General features: G+C 61.7%; 10 protein-coding genes and 1 pseudogene. 6 read left to right on the forward strand and 5 right to left on the reverse strand.

All coding sequences use genetic code 11. The features are described 5' to 3' along the window. Positions 1 to 44: 44 nt before the first annotated feature. A pseudogene (locus tag ACI2JX_RS04520) lies at positions 45 to 1,331 on the reverse strand (HAMP domain-containing protein); the annotation flags it as partial. Between the two features lie 282 nt (positions 1,332 to 1,613). Here ACI2JX_RS04520 and ACI2JX_RS04525 point away from each other — a divergent pair. Continuing rightward, positions 1,614 to 2,933 carry a Na+/H+ antiporter family protein gene (locus ACI2JX_RS04525; protein ID WP_264233611.1) on the forward strand — a complete coding sequence of 440 codons (1,320 nt, stop codon included), beginning with the start codon at positions 1,614 to 1,616 and terminating at the stop codon, positions 2,931 to 2,933. 14 nt (positions 2,934 to 2,947) lie between these two features. Here ACI2JX_RS04525 and ACI2JX_RS04530 read toward each other — a convergent pair whose 3' ends face one another. Both ACI2JX_RS04530 and xthA read right to left on the reverse strand, forming a co-directional pair. After that, complete coding sequence (locus ACI2JX_RS04530; protein ID WP_404689490.1) at positions 2,948 to 3,949, reverse strand: FecR family protein; 1,002 nt, start codon at positions 3,947 to 3,949, stop codon at positions 2,948 to 2,950. A gap of 171 nt (positions 3,950 to 4,120) precedes the next feature. Continuing rightward, positions 4,121 to 4,933 carry an exodeoxyribonuclease III gene (xthA, locus tag ACI2JX_RS04535; RefSeq protein ID WP_186555214.1) on the reverse strand — a complete coding sequence of 271 codons (813 nt, stop codon included), beginning with the start codon at positions 4,931 to 4,933 and terminating at the stop codon, positions 4,121 to 4,123. 163 nt (positions 4,934 to 5,096) lie between these two features. Here xthA and ACI2JX_RS04540 point away from each other — a divergent pair, with 163 nt between their 5' ends. Genes ACI2JX_RS04540 through ACI2JX_RS04550 form a run of 3 tightly spaced genes read left to right on the forward strand, consistent with a single transcriptional unit; the run spans position 5,097 to position 11,214 of the window. Beyond that, positions 5,097 to 5,747, forward strand: a complete 651-nt coding sequence (locus ACI2JX_RS04540) for a GNAT family N-acetyltransferase (RefSeq protein ID WP_404689491.1) — start codon at positions 5,097 to 5,099, stop codon at positions 5,745 to 5,747. Between the two features lie 53 nt (positions 5,748 to 5,800). Next, complete coding sequence (locus ACI2JX_RS04545; protein WP_404689492.1) at positions 5,801 to 7,543, forward strand: autotransporter assembly complex family protein; 1,743 nt, start codon at positions 5,801 to 5,803, stop codon at positions 7,541 to 7,543. Next, the gene (locus ACI2JX_RS04550) at positions 7,540 to 11,214 is read left to right on the forward strand and encodes a translocation/assembly module TamB domain-containing protein (RefSeq protein ID WP_404689493.1); all 3,675 of its coding nucleotides are present in this window, start codon (positions 7,540 to 7,542) and stop codon (positions 11,212 to 11,214) included. The genes ACI2JX_RS04545 and ACI2JX_RS04550 overlap by 4 nt, the downstream gene beginning before the upstream one ends. An 83-nt stretch (positions 11,215 to 11,297) precedes the next feature. Here ACI2JX_RS04550 and ACI2JX_RS04555 read toward each other — a convergent pair whose 3' ends face one another. Further along, entirely contained in the window at positions 11,298 to 11,678 is a 381-nt protein-coding gene (locus tag ACI2JX_RS04555) for a Mor transcription activator family protein (RefSeq protein ID WP_264233619.1), read from the reverse strand. A gap of 460 nt (positions 11,679 to 12,138) precedes the next feature. On the opposite strand from ACI2JX_RS04555, the gene ACI2JX_RS04560 reads away from it, so the two are divergent. Continuing rightward, positions 12,139 to 12,327 (forward strand): hypothetical protein, encoded by a 189-nt coding sequence (locus tag ACI2JX_RS04560; protein ID WP_186555218.1) that lies wholly within the window; start codon positions 12,139 to 12,141, stop codon positions 12,325 to 12,327. Positions 12,328 to 12,363: 36 nt separating this feature from the next. Here the strand turns inward: ACI2JX_RS04560 and ACI2JX_RS04565 are convergent, their stop codons facing one another. Beyond that, on the reverse strand, positions 12,364 to 12,738 hold the full coding sequence (locus tag ACI2JX_RS04565) for a fe2+ zn2+ uptake regulation protein (protein WP_368972075.1): 375 nt from the start codon (positions 12,736 to 12,738) through the stop codon (positions 12,364 to 12,366). Positions 12,739 to 12,937: 199 nt separating this feature from the next. Between ACI2JX_RS04565 and ACI2JX_RS04570 the strand changes: the two genes are divergently transcribed. Continuing rightward, on the forward strand, positions 12,938 to 15,253 hold the full coding sequence (locus ACI2JX_RS04570; RefSeq protein ID WP_368972074.1) for an acylase: 2,316 nt from the start codon (positions 12,938 to 12,940) through the stop codon (positions 15,251 to 15,253). The last annotated feature ends 17 nt before the right edge of the window (positions 15,254 to 15,270 follow it).

Raw genomic sequence — 15,270 nt, forward strand, 5'->3', positions numbered from 1 at the left:
TGCACCGAGCGCTTGACCTCGGCGATGGTCGGTTGCAGTTTGTCGAGGAAGCGGTTGAACCAACCGGCCAGCTCACCCAGCTCATCGCGCTTGTCGTATTGCAGGCGGCGGGTCAGGTCGCCTTCGCCGCTGGCAATGTCCTTGAGCATGGCAGCCACGCCAAGGATTGGTCGGGTTACGCCACGGGCCATCAGCCACACCAGCAACAAACCGGCAATCGCCGCGGCCAAGCCCAGGCCCAGTTCCAGCAGGGTGCCGCTGGTATTGAGGGCATCGAGTTCGGCTTTGAGCGTCTCGGCAGGGCCGGTGAGGGCGCTTTCCGGTACATCGAGCAGCACCCCCCACGGCTTGGCATCCGGGATCGGGGTAAAGGCGGCCAGCACTTTCAGGCGTTGTTGATCGTGGAGGATCTGCAACTTGCCCTCGGCCAGCTTGCGTACCAGCTCTGCGCCTTGGCTGCGGTCGACCTGGTCGAAGCGCTGGGCCAGTTTGCTGGCATCGGCGCTGTAGCCAGCCAGCAGGCCCACCGGGCTGAGGATGCCGACGGTGGTGCGCCCTTCATAAAGGTTGCGGCTGGCGTCCTGGCTGAGCGCTTGCAAGCTGTTGAGGTTGATGTCGATGGACAGGGTAGCGATGACCTTGCCCTTGACCGACAGCGGGAAGACGATGCTGGTCATCAGCACTTGCTGGCCGTCGATGCTATAGAAGTACGGCTCGACCACGCACACCTTGCCGGTGCTGCGCGGGCATACCCACCAGGTGTTGGCCGGCTGACCGCTGGGGCCGACTTCGGTGTTGGCCATGTCCGCTTCCGGCAGGGCCATGGCCGTCAGCTGACCGGCGCGCGGCTGCGACCAGTAGAGGGCGAAGCGTCCGGTTTCGTTGCTGCCCAACTCGCTCTGGCCGGCGAACAGGCTGTCTTTGCCGTCCAGTGCACCGGGTTCGAACACCAGCGACAGACCGAGCAAGTCCGGGTTGGCCTGCAGCGCCGCGCGCACTTGGGCGGTCATGTCCTGGCGCAGGTCAAAGGCGTCGAGGAAGCGTTTTTCCGCCTGCTCGCGCAGGAACAGGACCTGGCGGGCGAAGCCTGCGCCGTACTGGTAGGCATCCATGAACTGGCGGCGAATGTTCAGGGCTTGTACTTCGCCCTGCGACTCGATGCGGGCTTGGGCCGATTCGGAGAGCATCTTCATGCTGCTCGCCTTGACCAGGTCGGAGCTGTGGTCCATGCGGTACAGCGAGAGGCCGACCAGCAAGCTGACGATGCCTGCCAGGCACAGGCCGGCGAGCAGGGTGATCTTCCACTGGATAGACAGTTGGCGCAAAGGCATTGGCAAATCCCTTCTAATAATTCTGGGGCTGCCGACTGTGTCGGCGTTTGCCCGTTTTTCTTTATTCAAACGTTCAATATAAAAGTCGTATTGCCAAGCGACGCCGATCTACCGCCAATCGAAATAGTTACAAGCGGCCACCTTGAGCGCTTTGACAAGCGCGCACGGCTGCTTCAGAGTGTGCGCCCTTCATAACAATATCCCCTGGTCCGGCCACTGCTTTGGGCAGCTTGTCGCCGGAACCGTCGCTTTTTGTCTGTCGTAAACGAGGTAAGCCACACCATGAATGCAGTCATTGCCGCGGTCGGCATCATGCTGATATTGAGCCTGTCCCGCGTGCATGTGGTCATCGCCCTGATCATTGGCGCCCTGACCGGTGGCCTGGTCGGCGGCCTGGGTATCGAAGGTACGCTCAAGGCGTTCAATGGTGGCCTGGGTGGTGGAGCGACGGTGGCCCTGTCTTATGCGCTGCTCGGCGCGTTCGCCGTGGCCATCGCCAAATCAGGCCTGGCCCATGCCTTGGCTGATCGCGCTTTGGCGATGATCGATCGGCAAGGCCACCGCAATGGCGGCAAGGTCAAGTGGCTGCTGATCGGCCTGATGCTGGTGGTGGCGATTTCCTCGCAGAACATCCTGCCTATCCACATCGCGTTCATTCCACTGCTGGTACCGCCGCTGCTGTATGTATTGACGCGCCTGCGCATCGATCGACGCTTGATCGCCTGTGTGATCACCTTCGGCCTGATCACCCCTTACATGTTCCTGCCGGTCGGTTTTGGCAACATCTTCCTCAATGAAATCCTGCTGGCCAACGTCGCCCGTGCCGGTGTCGATGTCAGTGCGGTCAATGTCACCCACGCCATGGCCATTCCCGCGGCCGGCATGCTTGCCGGGTTGTTGCTGGCGGTGCTGTTCAGCTATCGCAAGAAGCGTGATTACGATTTGGCGAAAATCGAGCAGGTCGAGCAGGTCAGCGTCAGCTACAACCCCCTGACCCTGCTGGTCGCGCTCGGGGCCATCGGTGCGGCGTTCATCATCCAGCTGTGGTTGGACTCGATGATCATCGGCGCCATGGTCGGCTTCTTGATCTTCTCGCTGTCAGGCATCGTGCGCTGGAAAGACACCGACGACCTGTTCACCGAGGGCATGAAAATGATGGCCATGATTGGCTTCATCATGATTGCCGCTTCAGGTTTCGCTGACGTGATGAAAGCCACTGGCGAAGTCAAAAGCCTGGTGGAAACTTCAGCGCAGTGGATCGACCACAGCAAGGGCATCGGTGCCTTGCTGATGTTGTTGGTGGGCTTGCTGGTGACCATGGGCATCGGTTCATCGTTTTCCACCGTGCCGATTCTGGCCGCGATCTTCGTACCGCTGTGCGTGCAACTGGGCTTCGACCCGATCGCCACGGTGTGCATCGTCGGCACTGCCGGCGCCCTGGGCGACGCGGGTTCACCGGCATCGGACTCGACCTTGGGGCCTACTTCGGGGTTGAACGTCGATGGCCAGCACCACCACATCTGGGACACCGTGGTGCCGACGTTCATCCACTACAACCTGCCGCTGCTGGCCTTTGGCTGGATAGCAGCGATGGTGCTGTAAGGTTTAAGCGAGCGTCAGCCTTTGTTGCTGAACGGTGAGATGCGGTTAAGGACGGTACTGCCGTCCTTGCTGCGGGTCAGGTAGACCGGTAGCACCTTGGGCAGGTTGTCTACCAGGCGGCTGACTTCGCGGGTGTTGTAGACACCGCTGACACGAATCGTGCCGGTGCTTTCATCGGCCAGCAGCAATGGTTTGTCCAGATAGCGGTTGATCACCGGCAGGGCCTGCGACAGGCTGAGGTTATCCAGGATCAGCTTGCCGTTGCGCCAGGCCAAGCTGTTGTCGTAGTCGTCGCTTTGCGCCAACTGCGGCTCGAAATCGCCCAAGTGATAGCTGGCCTGCATGCCGGGGCCAAGACGATAGCCACCCTCGGCGCCGTTGCTGCTGACCAGCACCGAGCCTTCCACCAACGTCACTTTGACCTGGTCCTGATACTTCCACACGTTGAACTGGGTGCCAGTGACCCGGGTTTGGCCGTGACCTGCACGGACAATGAACGGGTGGTTGCTGTCGTGGCTGACCTTGAAGAATGCCTCACCCTTGATCAGGGTGACCTGGCGTTGGTCCTTGAAATTGAAGTAACGCAATTCGCTGTTCAGGTTCAACTCGACCACGCTGCCGTCACTGAGCTTGACCTGTTGCTGGCGGTCGCTGGCCTCGAAGTGCTGATAGTGATTGGGCAGCCAGCCTTGTTCCCAGCCGACCCAGCCGGCCAGGGGCAGCGCCAGCAAGGCAAGCGCAGCGGCCGAGGCCAATGGCCGCCAACTCCGGCTGGGGCGAGGGCGGCGTGCAGCAAGGTCGAGCACTGGCGGATGGCGCGGCAGCAGGTCGGCGGTGCACCAGATGTCTTGCATCGCCCGGTATTCTTCGACGTGCCGAGGGTCGGCCGCCAACCACTGAGCGAAGGCCTCGCGCTCAGCCGCCGTGCAGTCTTCGGCGTTCAGGCGCATGCACCAATGCGCGGCGGCATCGGTAATGGCATCTTCTTCATTGGGGCTGAGGCGGTCTTGGTTCATTGCGGCTCCCGGTTTTGCGCATTCTACCCTTGCAGGGGGGGTGGCGAGAACCGAGATAATGGCGAATGACTATCAGATACGAGTTTTTTCGTCGGTTTTATGGGTGTTTTCCAACCGCGTGATGAGTGCTGGACGGGTTACCAGCACTCATTGTGTTTGCGTATTGCAGGCTTAGCCCAGTTCCAGCCAGATCGGCGCATGGTCTGACGGCTTTTCCATCGCACGCAGGTCGTAATCCACGCCTGCGGCTTTAAGTCGCGGCAGCAACCCCTGGGAGGCCATGATCAGGTCGATGCGCAGGCCGCGTTTGGGCTCGTCTTCAAAACCGCGGCTGCGGTAGTCGAACCAGCTGAAGCGGTCGTCGACGTCCGGATGCAGGTGGCGGAAACTGTCGATCAGGCCCCAGCCCTTGAGGCGTTCCATCCATTCGCGCTCTTCAGGGAGGAAGCTGCACTTGCCGGTCTTCAGCCAGCGTTTGGCGTTGTCGGCACCGATACCGATGTCGCAGTCCTGCGGCGAGATGTTCACATCACCCATCACCACCAGTGGCTGCTGGTTGTCGAACTGGCTTTCCAGTAGCGTCTGCAGATCGCTATAGAAGCGTTGCTTGGCGGGGAACTTGGTGGGGTGGTCGCGGCTTTCGCCCTGCGGGAAGTAGCCGTTCATGATGGTGATGGGCGTGCCATCGGCATCAGCGAAGGTGCCCCAGATGAAGCGGCGCTGGGCATCTTCTTCATCGCTGGCAAAACCTTTGACTAGAGACAGCGGCGCTTGGCGCGAGAGCAAGGCGACGCCGTAGTGGCCTTTCTGGCCATGGAAATGCACGTGATAGCCCAGGGCCTGGACCTCAGCCAGGGGAAACTGCTCGTCACTGACCTTGGTTTCCTGCAGGCCGATCACATCGGGTTGATGCTTCTCGATCAGTGCCGCCAGCTGGTGCGGGCGGGCGCGCAGGCCGTTGATGTTGAACGAGACGATCTTCATGGCAAGCCATTCCTGGTAAAAGCGGCGATGCTAGCCGACATCGGCCGCCGCCACCAGCATGGCGGCCAATGGTGGACACTGCTAACGTGCTTGGTGAGGTGAACCAAGCAGTGCTGATGCACCTCCAAGGCGCGTATGCCTAATTCAAGGAGGAGTGTCCGCAATGCCAGATCAAACCCCTGTTGCGGCCCGCATTTGTCAGCTCGACGAGTGCTACAGCCGCGAAGTGCGCTCGCTGCTGTATCACGCCTATCGACACGAGCCGACCTTTGCCTACCTGTTCGAGGCGCAGCGCCCCGGCTACGAACGGCGTCTGCGAGTCATGGTGCGTGAGTGGGTACGCCAGCACTTTTATTTGAAGCTGCCAGCCATTGGCTTGCTGATCGAAGATCGCTTGGCGGGTGTCGCGCTTATCGTCCCGCCATTGCGCCGCTTGGGCGTGGCTGACAGTTGGCTGTGGCGCCTGCGCATGATCCTTGGCACCGGGGTGCGTTGCACGCGGCGGTATCTGGATTACCAGGCGGCGCTGGCGGCGTGCCTGCCTTCTGAGCAAGTGCATGTGCTGCCTTTGCTGGGCGTGCATCCCCAGTTCCAGGGCCAGCACTATGGTGAGCAATTGTTACAGGCCGTGCATGATTGGTGCGCCGACGATCCGCAGACCCAGGGCGTAGTGCTCGACACCGGCAACGCCCACTACCTAGCGTTCTATCAACGGCAGGGCTATCAGGAGATTGGTGAAATTGCTGTAGGACCAATCCGAGAAAGAGTGTTCTTTCACCCGAATCCTTTGTCATCAAAGTCAGCAATTGCCTGACCTGCAGCCGCAGGCGGCTCCCTTGACGGCCGGGCTCTGGTAGCATGCCCCGCATGACGTATTCAGGACGATTAAGCTGGGGCCTGCTCTTGTTGGCCGCCAGCAGCACAGTATGGGCGCAGAGCGAGTTGCTGGTGCGGGTGAAACCGGCCAACAAGGCGCTCAAGGCCAATATCGAAGGTTATATCGGTAGCCTTGGCGAGCGCGATGAAGAGGCCTTGCTGCGTTTCAGTCGTGGCGCCGAGGAGCAGGCACGCAAGGCCGCTCAGGCCTTGGGCTACTACCAGGCGCAGATCGATACCGAGGTCAAGCCGCCAACCGATCAAGACAAATCCCCGCAACTGATCATTCGCATCGAGCCCGGCGAGCCGGTGCGCTTGCGCAACGTGACTGTGCGCATCGAGGGGCCGGCCACTGAACTCAAAGCCTTCCGAATCCCCAGCAGCAGCGCCTTGCGTGCTGGCGAGCCGCTCAACCATGGGCACTATGAAGATGCCAAACGGCTGATCCAGAACCAGGCCTCGCGCTACGGCTTTTTCAGGGGGCAATTTACCCAGCAGCAACTGGCCGTCGACCCCCAGGCGGGAGTGGCGGACATCGACCTGGTCTACCAAAGCGGGCCCCGCTATCGCCTGGGGGCTGTCACCTTCAGTGGCGATTCACCGCTGGACGATGACCTGTTGCAGCGCATGGTGTCGTTCAAGCCCGGTACGCCTTATGACTCGCAGCTGATCGCTGAACTCAACAATGACCTGCAATCGAGCGGCTATTTCGAAGGCGTGCGGGTCGACGCCGCACCTACCGCTGCGGTGGCCGAAGACATTCCGGTGGCGGTTCAACTGGAAATCCGCAAACCTCGGACTATGGGCCTGGGCCTGGGCTTTTCGACCGATGTCGGCCCACGTGGCAAGGCTAATTGGACCCGTCACTGGGTCAACCCGCAAGGTCATAGCTATGGCTGGGAAACCGAGCTGTCGGCGCCACGCCAGAACGTCGGCCTGTGGTACGACGTGCCGCTCGATCCGCCCCTGACCGACAAACTGCGCTTCGCCGGCGGCTATCAGAATGAAGAAATCGCCGGCACCGACACGCTCAGCAAACTTTTGACGGTAGGCCCTGAGTGGCATAGCAAACTACCAAGCGGTTGGCAGCGGGTGATCTCGCTCAAGTACCAGCGCGAAGAATACAAGCTGGGCGATGACTCCGGGCTGAGCAATTTGCTGATGCCAGGCGTTAGCTTTTCCTACCTGCGCAGTGACAACCGCATTGATCCGCACAATGGCTATCGCTTGCAGTTCGACTTGCAAGCAGCCAAGGAAGGCCTGGTGTCGGACACCAACCTGCTGCACGGTAACGTGCTACTCAAGGGGCTGACCACGCTGGGCGAGAATCACCGCTTCCTCGCCCGGGTGCAGTTCGGTGGCAGTGCCACCAACGGTTATCAAAACAACATCCCCCCGTCGCTGCGCTTCTTCGCCGGTGGCGACCAGAGCGTGCGCGGCTACGACTATCAGAGCCTGTCGCCAAAAAATAGCGATGGCGACCGTATTGGCGGCCGCTACATGGTCGCTGGCAGCGCCGAGTACCAGTACTCGCTGACCGAAAAGTGGCGAGTGGCGACCTTTATCGATCAGGGCAACTCGTTCAATTCGCTGGAGCTGCCGAGCCTCAAGACCGGTGTCGGCTTTGGCGTGCGCTGGGTTTCGCCGGTTGGGCCGTTGCGCCTGGACCTGGCCAAGGCGTTGGATGACGACGGTGGTATTCGCCTGCACTTTTCCATGGGGCCTGAGCTGTGACGCGTGTTTTGAAATATTTGTCGTTGACCTTGCTCGGCCTGGTGCTGCTGATCATCCTGGCGCTTGGCCTCGTGCTCGGCACCCAGGCCGGCAGCCGCTGGGTGCTGGGGTTGGTGCCCGGGCTTGAGGTCACAGACTTTGAGGGCCGCCTGGGCGCAAACTGGCAGGCCAGCCGCTTGAATTGGGTCGAGGGTGGTAGCCGGGTTGAAGTCCTGGCGCCACACCTGGCGTGGTCACCGGCGTGCCTGCTGCGCGCGACCTTGTGTATCGACAGGCTGCAGGTAGAGCGCGTCGACATGGCGTTCGCTCCAAGTGAAGCGCCGGCGGACAGCGGCCCGATCCAACTGCCCGGTCTGCGCTTGCCGTTGGCGATCGAGCTGGGCGAGGTCAAGCTGGGCCAATTACGCCTGGATGGCAGCGACCTGCTGGGCGACTTGCAGCTGGCCGCGCACTGGACAGCCAGCGGTTTGCGTATCGACAGCCTACAGGTGCAGCGCGAAGAGCTGCACCTGAGCCTGCAAGGTGATTTGCAGCCTGAAGGTGACTGGCCATTGCAGCTTAATGGCAGCGTGCAGTTGCCAGCGGTAGAAGGTCAGGCCTGGCAGCTGGCACTGACCGCCAAGGGCGAGTTGCAGAAAACCCTCAACCTCGACGCCACCAGCAGCGGCTACCTGAACGCCCATTTGACGGGTGAGTTACAAGCGCTGGCCGAGCACTTGCCGGCGAAATTGAGCATCCGTTCCGACGCGTTCAAGCCTGCCAGTTCATTGCCTGACACCCTGCAGCTAGATCAGCTGCGCCTGGATGCCAACGGCGACTTGCTCAAAGGGTACCAACTGACAGGTTCGGCTAATCTGCCCGCCGAGCAGGGCCCTATAGCCCTGGTCCTGGCTGGGCAGGTGGATGCCAAAGGGGCACAGCTTGCCGCCCTTGACCTCACAGCCAGCGAGACTCAGCGGGTCAAGCTGCAAGCCAATGCCGACTGGCAGCAGGGGCTGGTAGCTGATGCGCAGATCGACTGGGTGGATTTCCCCTGGCTGCGGCTCTACCCACTGGAAGAGGCGCCGCAAGTTACCCTCAAGCGCTTCAATGCCCAGGTGAATTACCGCGATGGCAATTATCAGGGCTCATTCAAGGGTGATCTCGACGGGCCGGCAGGTGCCTTCAACCTGGTCAGTCCGTTCGAGGGAGATCTGACTCAAGTGCGCCTGCCTCAGCTGGCCCTGAGCGCAGGGCAGGGCAAGGCTGCCGGCAGCGTGGCGGTGCGCTTCGCCGATACCTTGGCCTGGGATGTCGACCTGCAGCTATCGGCGCTCGATCCCGCTTACTGGCTCGCCGAGTTGCCAGGCACGCTGGCGGGGCCATTGCGCACAAAAGGCGAGTTGAACAACCAGCAATTACAGCTGCAAGCGCAACTGGACCTCAAGGGGCGCCTGCGCGGTCAGCCGGCTGTGCTCAAGGCCGAGGCCCAAGGCGCCGGTGAAAGCTGGACCCTGGGCACGCTGGCGGTGCAGTTAGGTGATAACCGCATCAATGGCAGTGGCAGCTTGCAGCAGCGCCTGGCTGGGCGTATCGACCTGGATCTGCCGCGCCTTGGTCAGCTCTGGCCACGCTTGCAAGGGCAGGTCAAAGGTCGCCTGGACCTGGCCGGCACCCTGGCGGCGCCGCAAGGTACCCTGACCCTGCAAGGTCAGCAGCTGGCTCAAGCCGACAACCGCCTGCAGCGGCTTGACCTGGATGCACGCTTGGACAGCGCCCAGCGCGCGCAGATCAGCTTGAAGGCCGGCAACATCCGCCTGGGTGACACCTCGCTGGGCAACCTGGATGTCGCGGGTAAAGGGGATATCCGCCAGCAGGCTGTGACCCTGGCGCTCAATGGCCCTCAGCTCAAACTCGACCTGGCCGCAGACGGCCAGTTGGCCAAGGGGGACTGGCGCGGCAGGCTGGCCAGTGGGCGCATTCAGGCCGGGGGCCAGGACTGGCAACTGCAAGCCCCGGCACGCCTGCAGCGTTTGGCCAGCGGCCAGCTGGACTTCGGTGCGCACTGCTGGCGTGCCGGTCAGGCCAGCCTGTGCGGCGAGGATCAGCGCCTGGCGCCGGAGCCGCGCTTGCGCTATCACCTCAAGCAATTCCCGATCGAAAGCCTGGCCCAGTGGTTGCCCAAGGATTTCGCCTGGCAGGGCCAGCTGAATGCAGACATCAATTTGGATATCCCTGCCAGTGGCCCCAAGGGCAGCATTCGTGTCGATGCCAGCGGCGGCACCTTGCGGGTACGTGACGGTGAGCGTTGGCTCGATTTTCCTTATCAGGTACTGCGCCTGGACAGCACCCTCAATCCTCGTCGGGTCGACACTGTGCTGAATTTCCGTGGTGAGCGCCTTGGCGAACTGGCCTTGTCGACCCGACTTGATCCGCTGGGCAAGAACAAACCGCTGTCAGGTGATTTCCGTCTGTCGGGCCTGGATCTGTCGATCGCCCGGCCATTCGTGCCGATGGTCGAGCGCCTTGCCGGGCAGCTCAATGGCAGTGGTCGCTTGTCCGGTTCGCTGCTGGCGCCCCAGGTCAATGGCAACCTGGCGCTCACCGGTGGTGAGGTGAGCGGCGCAGAGTTGCCGGTCAGTCTCGAAGATTTGTCGCTGCAAGCATTGATCGCCGGCGAGCAAGTGCAGTTGCAAGGTGGCTGGCGCAGCGGTGCGGCGGGCCGTGGCCAGCTCAGTGGCAACCTCACCTGGGGCCAGGCGCTGAACATGGACCTGCGCCTGCAAGGCCAGCAATTGCCAGTGACGGTCGAGCCTTACGCCGCGCTCGAGGTGGCGCCAGACCTGACCATTCGCTTGGCAGGCGAAAAACTGGCGGTCACCGGCAAGGTGCATGTGCCAAAAGGTAAAATCACCGTGCGCGAGCTGCCGCCTTCGACGGTCAAGGTCTCCGACGATACCGTGATCATCGGTCACCAGACCGAACAGGGTGCGCCCCCCATGGCAGTGGCCATGGACATTGACGTCGAGGTGGGTCGGGAAAAACTCTCCTTCAGCGGCTTCGGGCTCACCGCCAACTTGCTTGGCCACGTTCATATTGGTGACAACATGGACACCCGCGGCGAGCTCAGCCTGGCTGATGGTCGCTACCGCGCCTATGGCCAGCGCCTGACCATCCGCCGCGCCCGGTTGTTGTTCGCAGGGCCTATCGACCAGCCTTATCTGGACATCGAAGCTATTCGCCAAGTCGATGACGTTATCGCCGGTATTCGTCTGAGCGGCAGCGCCGAGCAGCCAACTACTCAGGTGTTTTCAGAGCCGGCGATGAGCCAGGAACAGGCCCTGTCTTACCTGGTTCTCGGACGGCCGCTGGGTAATACCGGTGAAGACAACAACATGCTTGCCCAGGCCGCATTGGGCTTGGGCCTGGCGGGCAGTGCGGGGATTACCGGCAGCTTGGCCTCGGGCCTGGGTATCGAGGATTTCCAGCTCGACACCGAAGGCTCGGGTAACAGCACCAGTGTAGTCGCCAGCGGCAATCTGACTGAGCGTCTGAGCCTACGCTATGGGGTGGGGGTGTTCGAGCCAGCCAACACCATCGCACTGCGCTACAAGCTGAGCAAGAAGGTGTATCTTGAAGCTGCCAGTGGTTTGGCCAGCTCTTTGGATATCTTCTACAAGCGCGACTTCTGACCAACACCTTGAAAATGCACTCAGCCCGCCTGGATAACAGCATCGTTATCCAGGCGGGCTGAGTGCGCCTGTCTGAACGCGCCTTAGCGCGCGTGCGCTTCTTGGCGACGAATGTTGCCGATCTGGCGCAGGCTCAGGCCGTACTTGTCAGCCAGCAGGCTGCGCGACAAGCCATTGGCACTTTCCTTCTGGATCTGCTGGTTGCGCAGTTGGCGCAGGAAATGATCGGCCTTGGGAATCTCCAGGGCCACGCCGGCAAAACGCTTGATCAAGGCGTCCAGCGCTGCGGGTGGCAGTACGTCGGCCAGCTTGGTGCGTTCTCGGTGCTTGGGAATGTACTTTGGCCGTCCACCATAGGCGCAGGTCAATTGGTAGGCGTTGTCGATGCCGATACAGTCGATCAGGGCCTGCAACGAATGCGGCAGTTGGGTGACGTCGATGCAAGTCAGGTTTGGAAATTCCATGTGAGGCTCCCTCAGAATTGTTGTGGTGGCGCCGCGCTTGGGCATCCAGGACCGGTAGAGCGATTGCCACTGGCCTTGGCCGTGGCTCGGTTCGATTGTCGGTGAGCGTCAAACTCGGCCGCTAGGCGACAAGCGAGCCAGACGCTGTAGCCTGAGTGAATGCAGCGTGAAGGGAATGAGGGAGCCCTATGTAGGACAACTCCACGGCACCCTGCTGCAGGCCTTGATTTTCGGTGCATGCATTGGACGGTGGTGCTCATGGGTAGCACTACCCTCCGGCAGCGGGGGCGCTCGCCAGCCAGGGGCAAAGTGGCGTAGGGGTTGTGCAGGGTGACAATCGCACGCAGCTGCTAAGCAGCAGGCACGTTCAGCAGGAAATACACGCCTGTGGCCAATGGCGTTGTATCATTGCCGCGGCTCGTTGCGAGCCACATGTCCCTGATGTTGCAAGGAACTTTCCATGACACACGTGCAGCGCCTTAAATATTCGATCCTGATCATCCTGGTGGTATTGGGGCTGATGCTGGGTCTGTCCCATCTGCAAAAGCAGGGGACGATCAGCGAGCAAACCTTCCAGTACCTGGCGATTGCCATCGCGGTAATCGTGGTGGTGATCAATGGGATCTTGCGGCGCAAGGTCAAGCCCTGAACCTGGCCGGCCGGCCTACCTTGGCCGGCCATGCGCTCAGCGGGCGGCGGGCTGTTCCAGCACGGCGCGGGCCTGGGGATTGAGGCTGTAGCATTTATCCGAGCCGAGGGTAATCACGCCTTCGGCGCACAGGCGCTTGAGCACTTCACGGACGCTCAGAAACGACAGCGGAATATCCAGCTGCTCAAGTTGCGCGTGAATGCCACGCACGCCAATGCTGCGGCCATTGCGGTCGGCCGAGTGCAGGGCATCGATGACTTTGAGCCTGATCAGGCTGGTGCGCAGGCCATAGGCGCGCAGCAGTTCGCGAATCTGCCCGTTACCGACGCGCTCTTCGCCCTCGACAAGCCGCGCCGCGCCGACGTTGCCAGGGCCGTGAGCGGTCTGCAGTGACGCTTGGGGGTTGTACATGTGAATGCTCCTTTTCGTGGACTGTCCCGAATTCATGGGTGCCTCACTTATAAAGACGAATGAGATTGGCAAAACTGCAGTCCTGGATGAAAAAAAATCCAACGCGCCTAGATGAAGACGTTCCAGGGCCTCGCCAGCCGTAAAATTTTCATCCGGCCATTCGTCTGAACGGGATGACTCCAGAATCCGAGGATTGCCCGTGTACCCACTTTCGCGTCCCTTGACTCACCTCTGCCTGGCGGCTGCCCTGGTGGCCAGCAGCATCGCCGTCCACGCTAGGGAAGCCGCAGGCGATGCCAGCGCGCAGATCCGCCGCACCAGCTTTGGGGTCCCGCATATCCTGGCCGACAACGAACGCGGCCTGGGTTACGGCATTGGTTATGCCTATGCCCAGGACAACCTCTGCCTGTTGGCCAATGAAGTGCTGACCGTCAACGGTGAGCGCTCACGTTTCCTTGGCGCGCAGGGCAAGACGTTCGAGCAGCGCGACAATCTCGATAGCGACCTGTTCTTCACCTGGTTGAATACGCCCATTGCGGTCAGCGGCTTCCTCCAGGCGCAGCCGGCGCCGGTGCGCGATTTGCTCGAGGGGTATGCCAGCGGCTTCAACCGCGCCCTGGGCGAACGCAAGGCCCAGGGCCTGCCCGCCGAATGTGGCGCAGGCGATTGGGTGCGGCCGATCACCAGCCTTGACTTGGTGAAGTTGACGCGCCGGTTGCTGGTAGAAGGGGGCGCCGGTCAGTTCGTCGAGGCGCTGGTCGGCGCTGCGCCGCCCAAACTTGCCGCGCAACGTCAGGTAAGCGACTTCAGCCTGGCCTTGGAGCGCCAGCAGCGATTCGCCTCGGAACGTGGCAGCAACGCAGTTGCGGTGGGCTCGCAGCGCTCGGCCAATGGTCGCGGCCTGTTACTGGCCAACCCGCACTTCCCATGGATGGGCGGCATGCGCTTCTATCAAATGCAGTTGACCATTCCAGGTAAGCTCGATGTCATGGGCGCCGCGTTGCCGGGGCTGCCGCTGGTGAACATCGGCTTCAATCGTCATCTGGCCTGGACCCACACCGTCGACACTTCCAAGCACTTTACCCTGTACCGGCTGGAACTCGACCCGAACGACGCGACCCGCTATCTGCTGGACGGCAAGTCGTTGCCGCTTGCTCGCCAGACCTTGACTGTCTCGGTCAAAGGCCAGGACGGCACGCTCAGCCAGGTCGAGCGCCAGGTCTACGCGTCGAGTTTCGGTCCAGTGGTGCAGTGGCCAGGCAAGTTGGACTGGGACAATCGCCATGCCTACAGCTTGCGCGATGCCAACCTGGACAACACGCGGGTGCTGCAGCAGTGGTATCAGATCAACCGTGCCGACAGTCTCCAAGCGCTGAAAGCCTCCGTTGCGCAGCTTCAGGGGATTCCCTGGGTCAATACACTGGCAGTGGACGAGGCTGGCCAGGCGCTGTACCTGAACCAGTCGGTGGTCCCGTTTGTCGACCAAGACCTCCTTGCCCAGTGCAGCAACCCAGCGCTCGCAGGCCCTGCGGTGGTCTTGGACGGTTCGCGCAGTGCCTGCCAATGGAAGATCGATCCGCAGGCAGCGCAGCCCGGCATCACCCCAGCACATCTGTTGCCGAGCCTGGAGCGTCGCGATTTCGTGCAGAACTCCAACGACCCGGCGTGGATGGCTAATCCTGCGCAACCGCTGACTGGCTTCTCGCCGCTGATCAGCCGCGATGATCAAGCGTTGAGCTTGCGTGGCCGGTTTGCCCTGCAGCGCTTGCAAGGTAAGCAAAAGCTCGGCGTGCAACAGCTGCAGGACATGGTGCTCGATGATGAGGTATACGCCGCAAGCCTGCTGTTGCCCGATCTGCTGGACTGGTGCAAATCAGCCGAGGCTGACGTGGCGGCGCTGTGTGCCAGCCTGAACGCCTGGAATGGCAAGGCCGATCTGGATGCCGGCATTGGCTTGTTGCACTTCCACAACCTGTTTGCCGCGCTTGCCGAGCATCCACAAAGCTGGCGCGTAGCCTTTGATCCGGCTGATCCGCAGCACACACCACGCGGCCTTGCGGTTGAGCAGGCGGCGGTGCGCAAGCTGCTGCATCAAGCGGCATTGGACTCTTTGCAGCAACTGGCCGAGGCCGGTGTGGGCAATGACAGTCGCTGGGGGCAGATCCAGCATTCGCTCGACGGTACGCCGGTGCCCGGCGGCCCCCAGGCGCTTGGGGTGTACAACGCGATGTACAGCGTCGCGCAAGGGCAGGGCAAGCGCCTGGTGGTCAGCGGTACCAGCTATTTGCAGGTGGTCAGCTTCACTGAGCAGGGGCCGCAGGCCCGAGGCTTGTTGGCGTTCTCCCAGTCCAGCGAGGCGGGCTCGGCGCATTCTGCCGACCAGACACGTGCATTCTCGGCCAAGCAGTTGCCGCCAATTGCGTTTACCGAAGCGCAGATCAAGGCCGATCCGCAGTACCGTCAGTACGTGATCAGCGAGCGAGACAAGGCGGCACTGGCCAGTTCTACACGCTAGTCAGGTAGCAGCGATGG

The sequence above is a fragment of the Pseudomonas sp. NPDC088890 genome (genome assembly GCF_044900155.1).
Taxonomy (GTDB): Bacteria; Pseudomonadota; Gammaproteobacteria; order Pseudomonadales; family Pseudomonadaceae; genus Aquipseudomonas; species Aquipseudomonas urmiensis.

Bases quoted from the DNA above. Each gene is read 5' to 3' on its own strand.
- xthA (WP_186555214.1), bottom strand. From the start codon at position 4,933: ATGAAGATCGTCTCGTTCAACATCAACGGCCTGCGCGCCCGCCCGCAC.
- ACI2JX_RS04525 (WP_264233611.1), top strand. From the start codon at position 1,614: ATGAATGCAGTCATTGCCGCGGTCGGCATCATGCTGATATTGAGCCTG.
- ACI2JX_RS04545 (WP_404689492.1), top strand. From the start codon at position 5,801: ATGACGTATTCAGGACGATTAAGCTGGGGCCTGCTCTTGTTGGCCGCC.
- ACI2JX_RS04560 (WP_186555218.1), top strand. From the start codon at position 12,139: ATGACACACGTGCAGCGCCTTAAATATTCGATCCTGATCATCCTGGTG.
- ACI2JX_RS04530 (WP_404689490.1), bottom strand. From the start codon at position 3,949: ATGAACCAAGACCGCCTCAGCCCCAATGAAGAAGATGCCATTACCGAT.
- ACI2JX_RS04540 (WP_404689491.1), top strand. From the start codon at position 5,097: ATGCCAGATCAAACCCCTGTTGCGGCCCGCATTTGTCAGCTCGACGAG.
- ACI2JX_RS04555 (WP_264233619.1), bottom strand. From the start codon at position 11,678: ATGGAATTTCCAAACCTGACTTGCATCGACGTCACCCAACTGCCGCAT.
- ACI2JX_RS04565 (WP_368972075.1), bottom strand. From the start codon at position 12,738: ATGTACAACCCCCAAGCGTCACTGCAGACCGCTCACGGCCCTGGCAAC.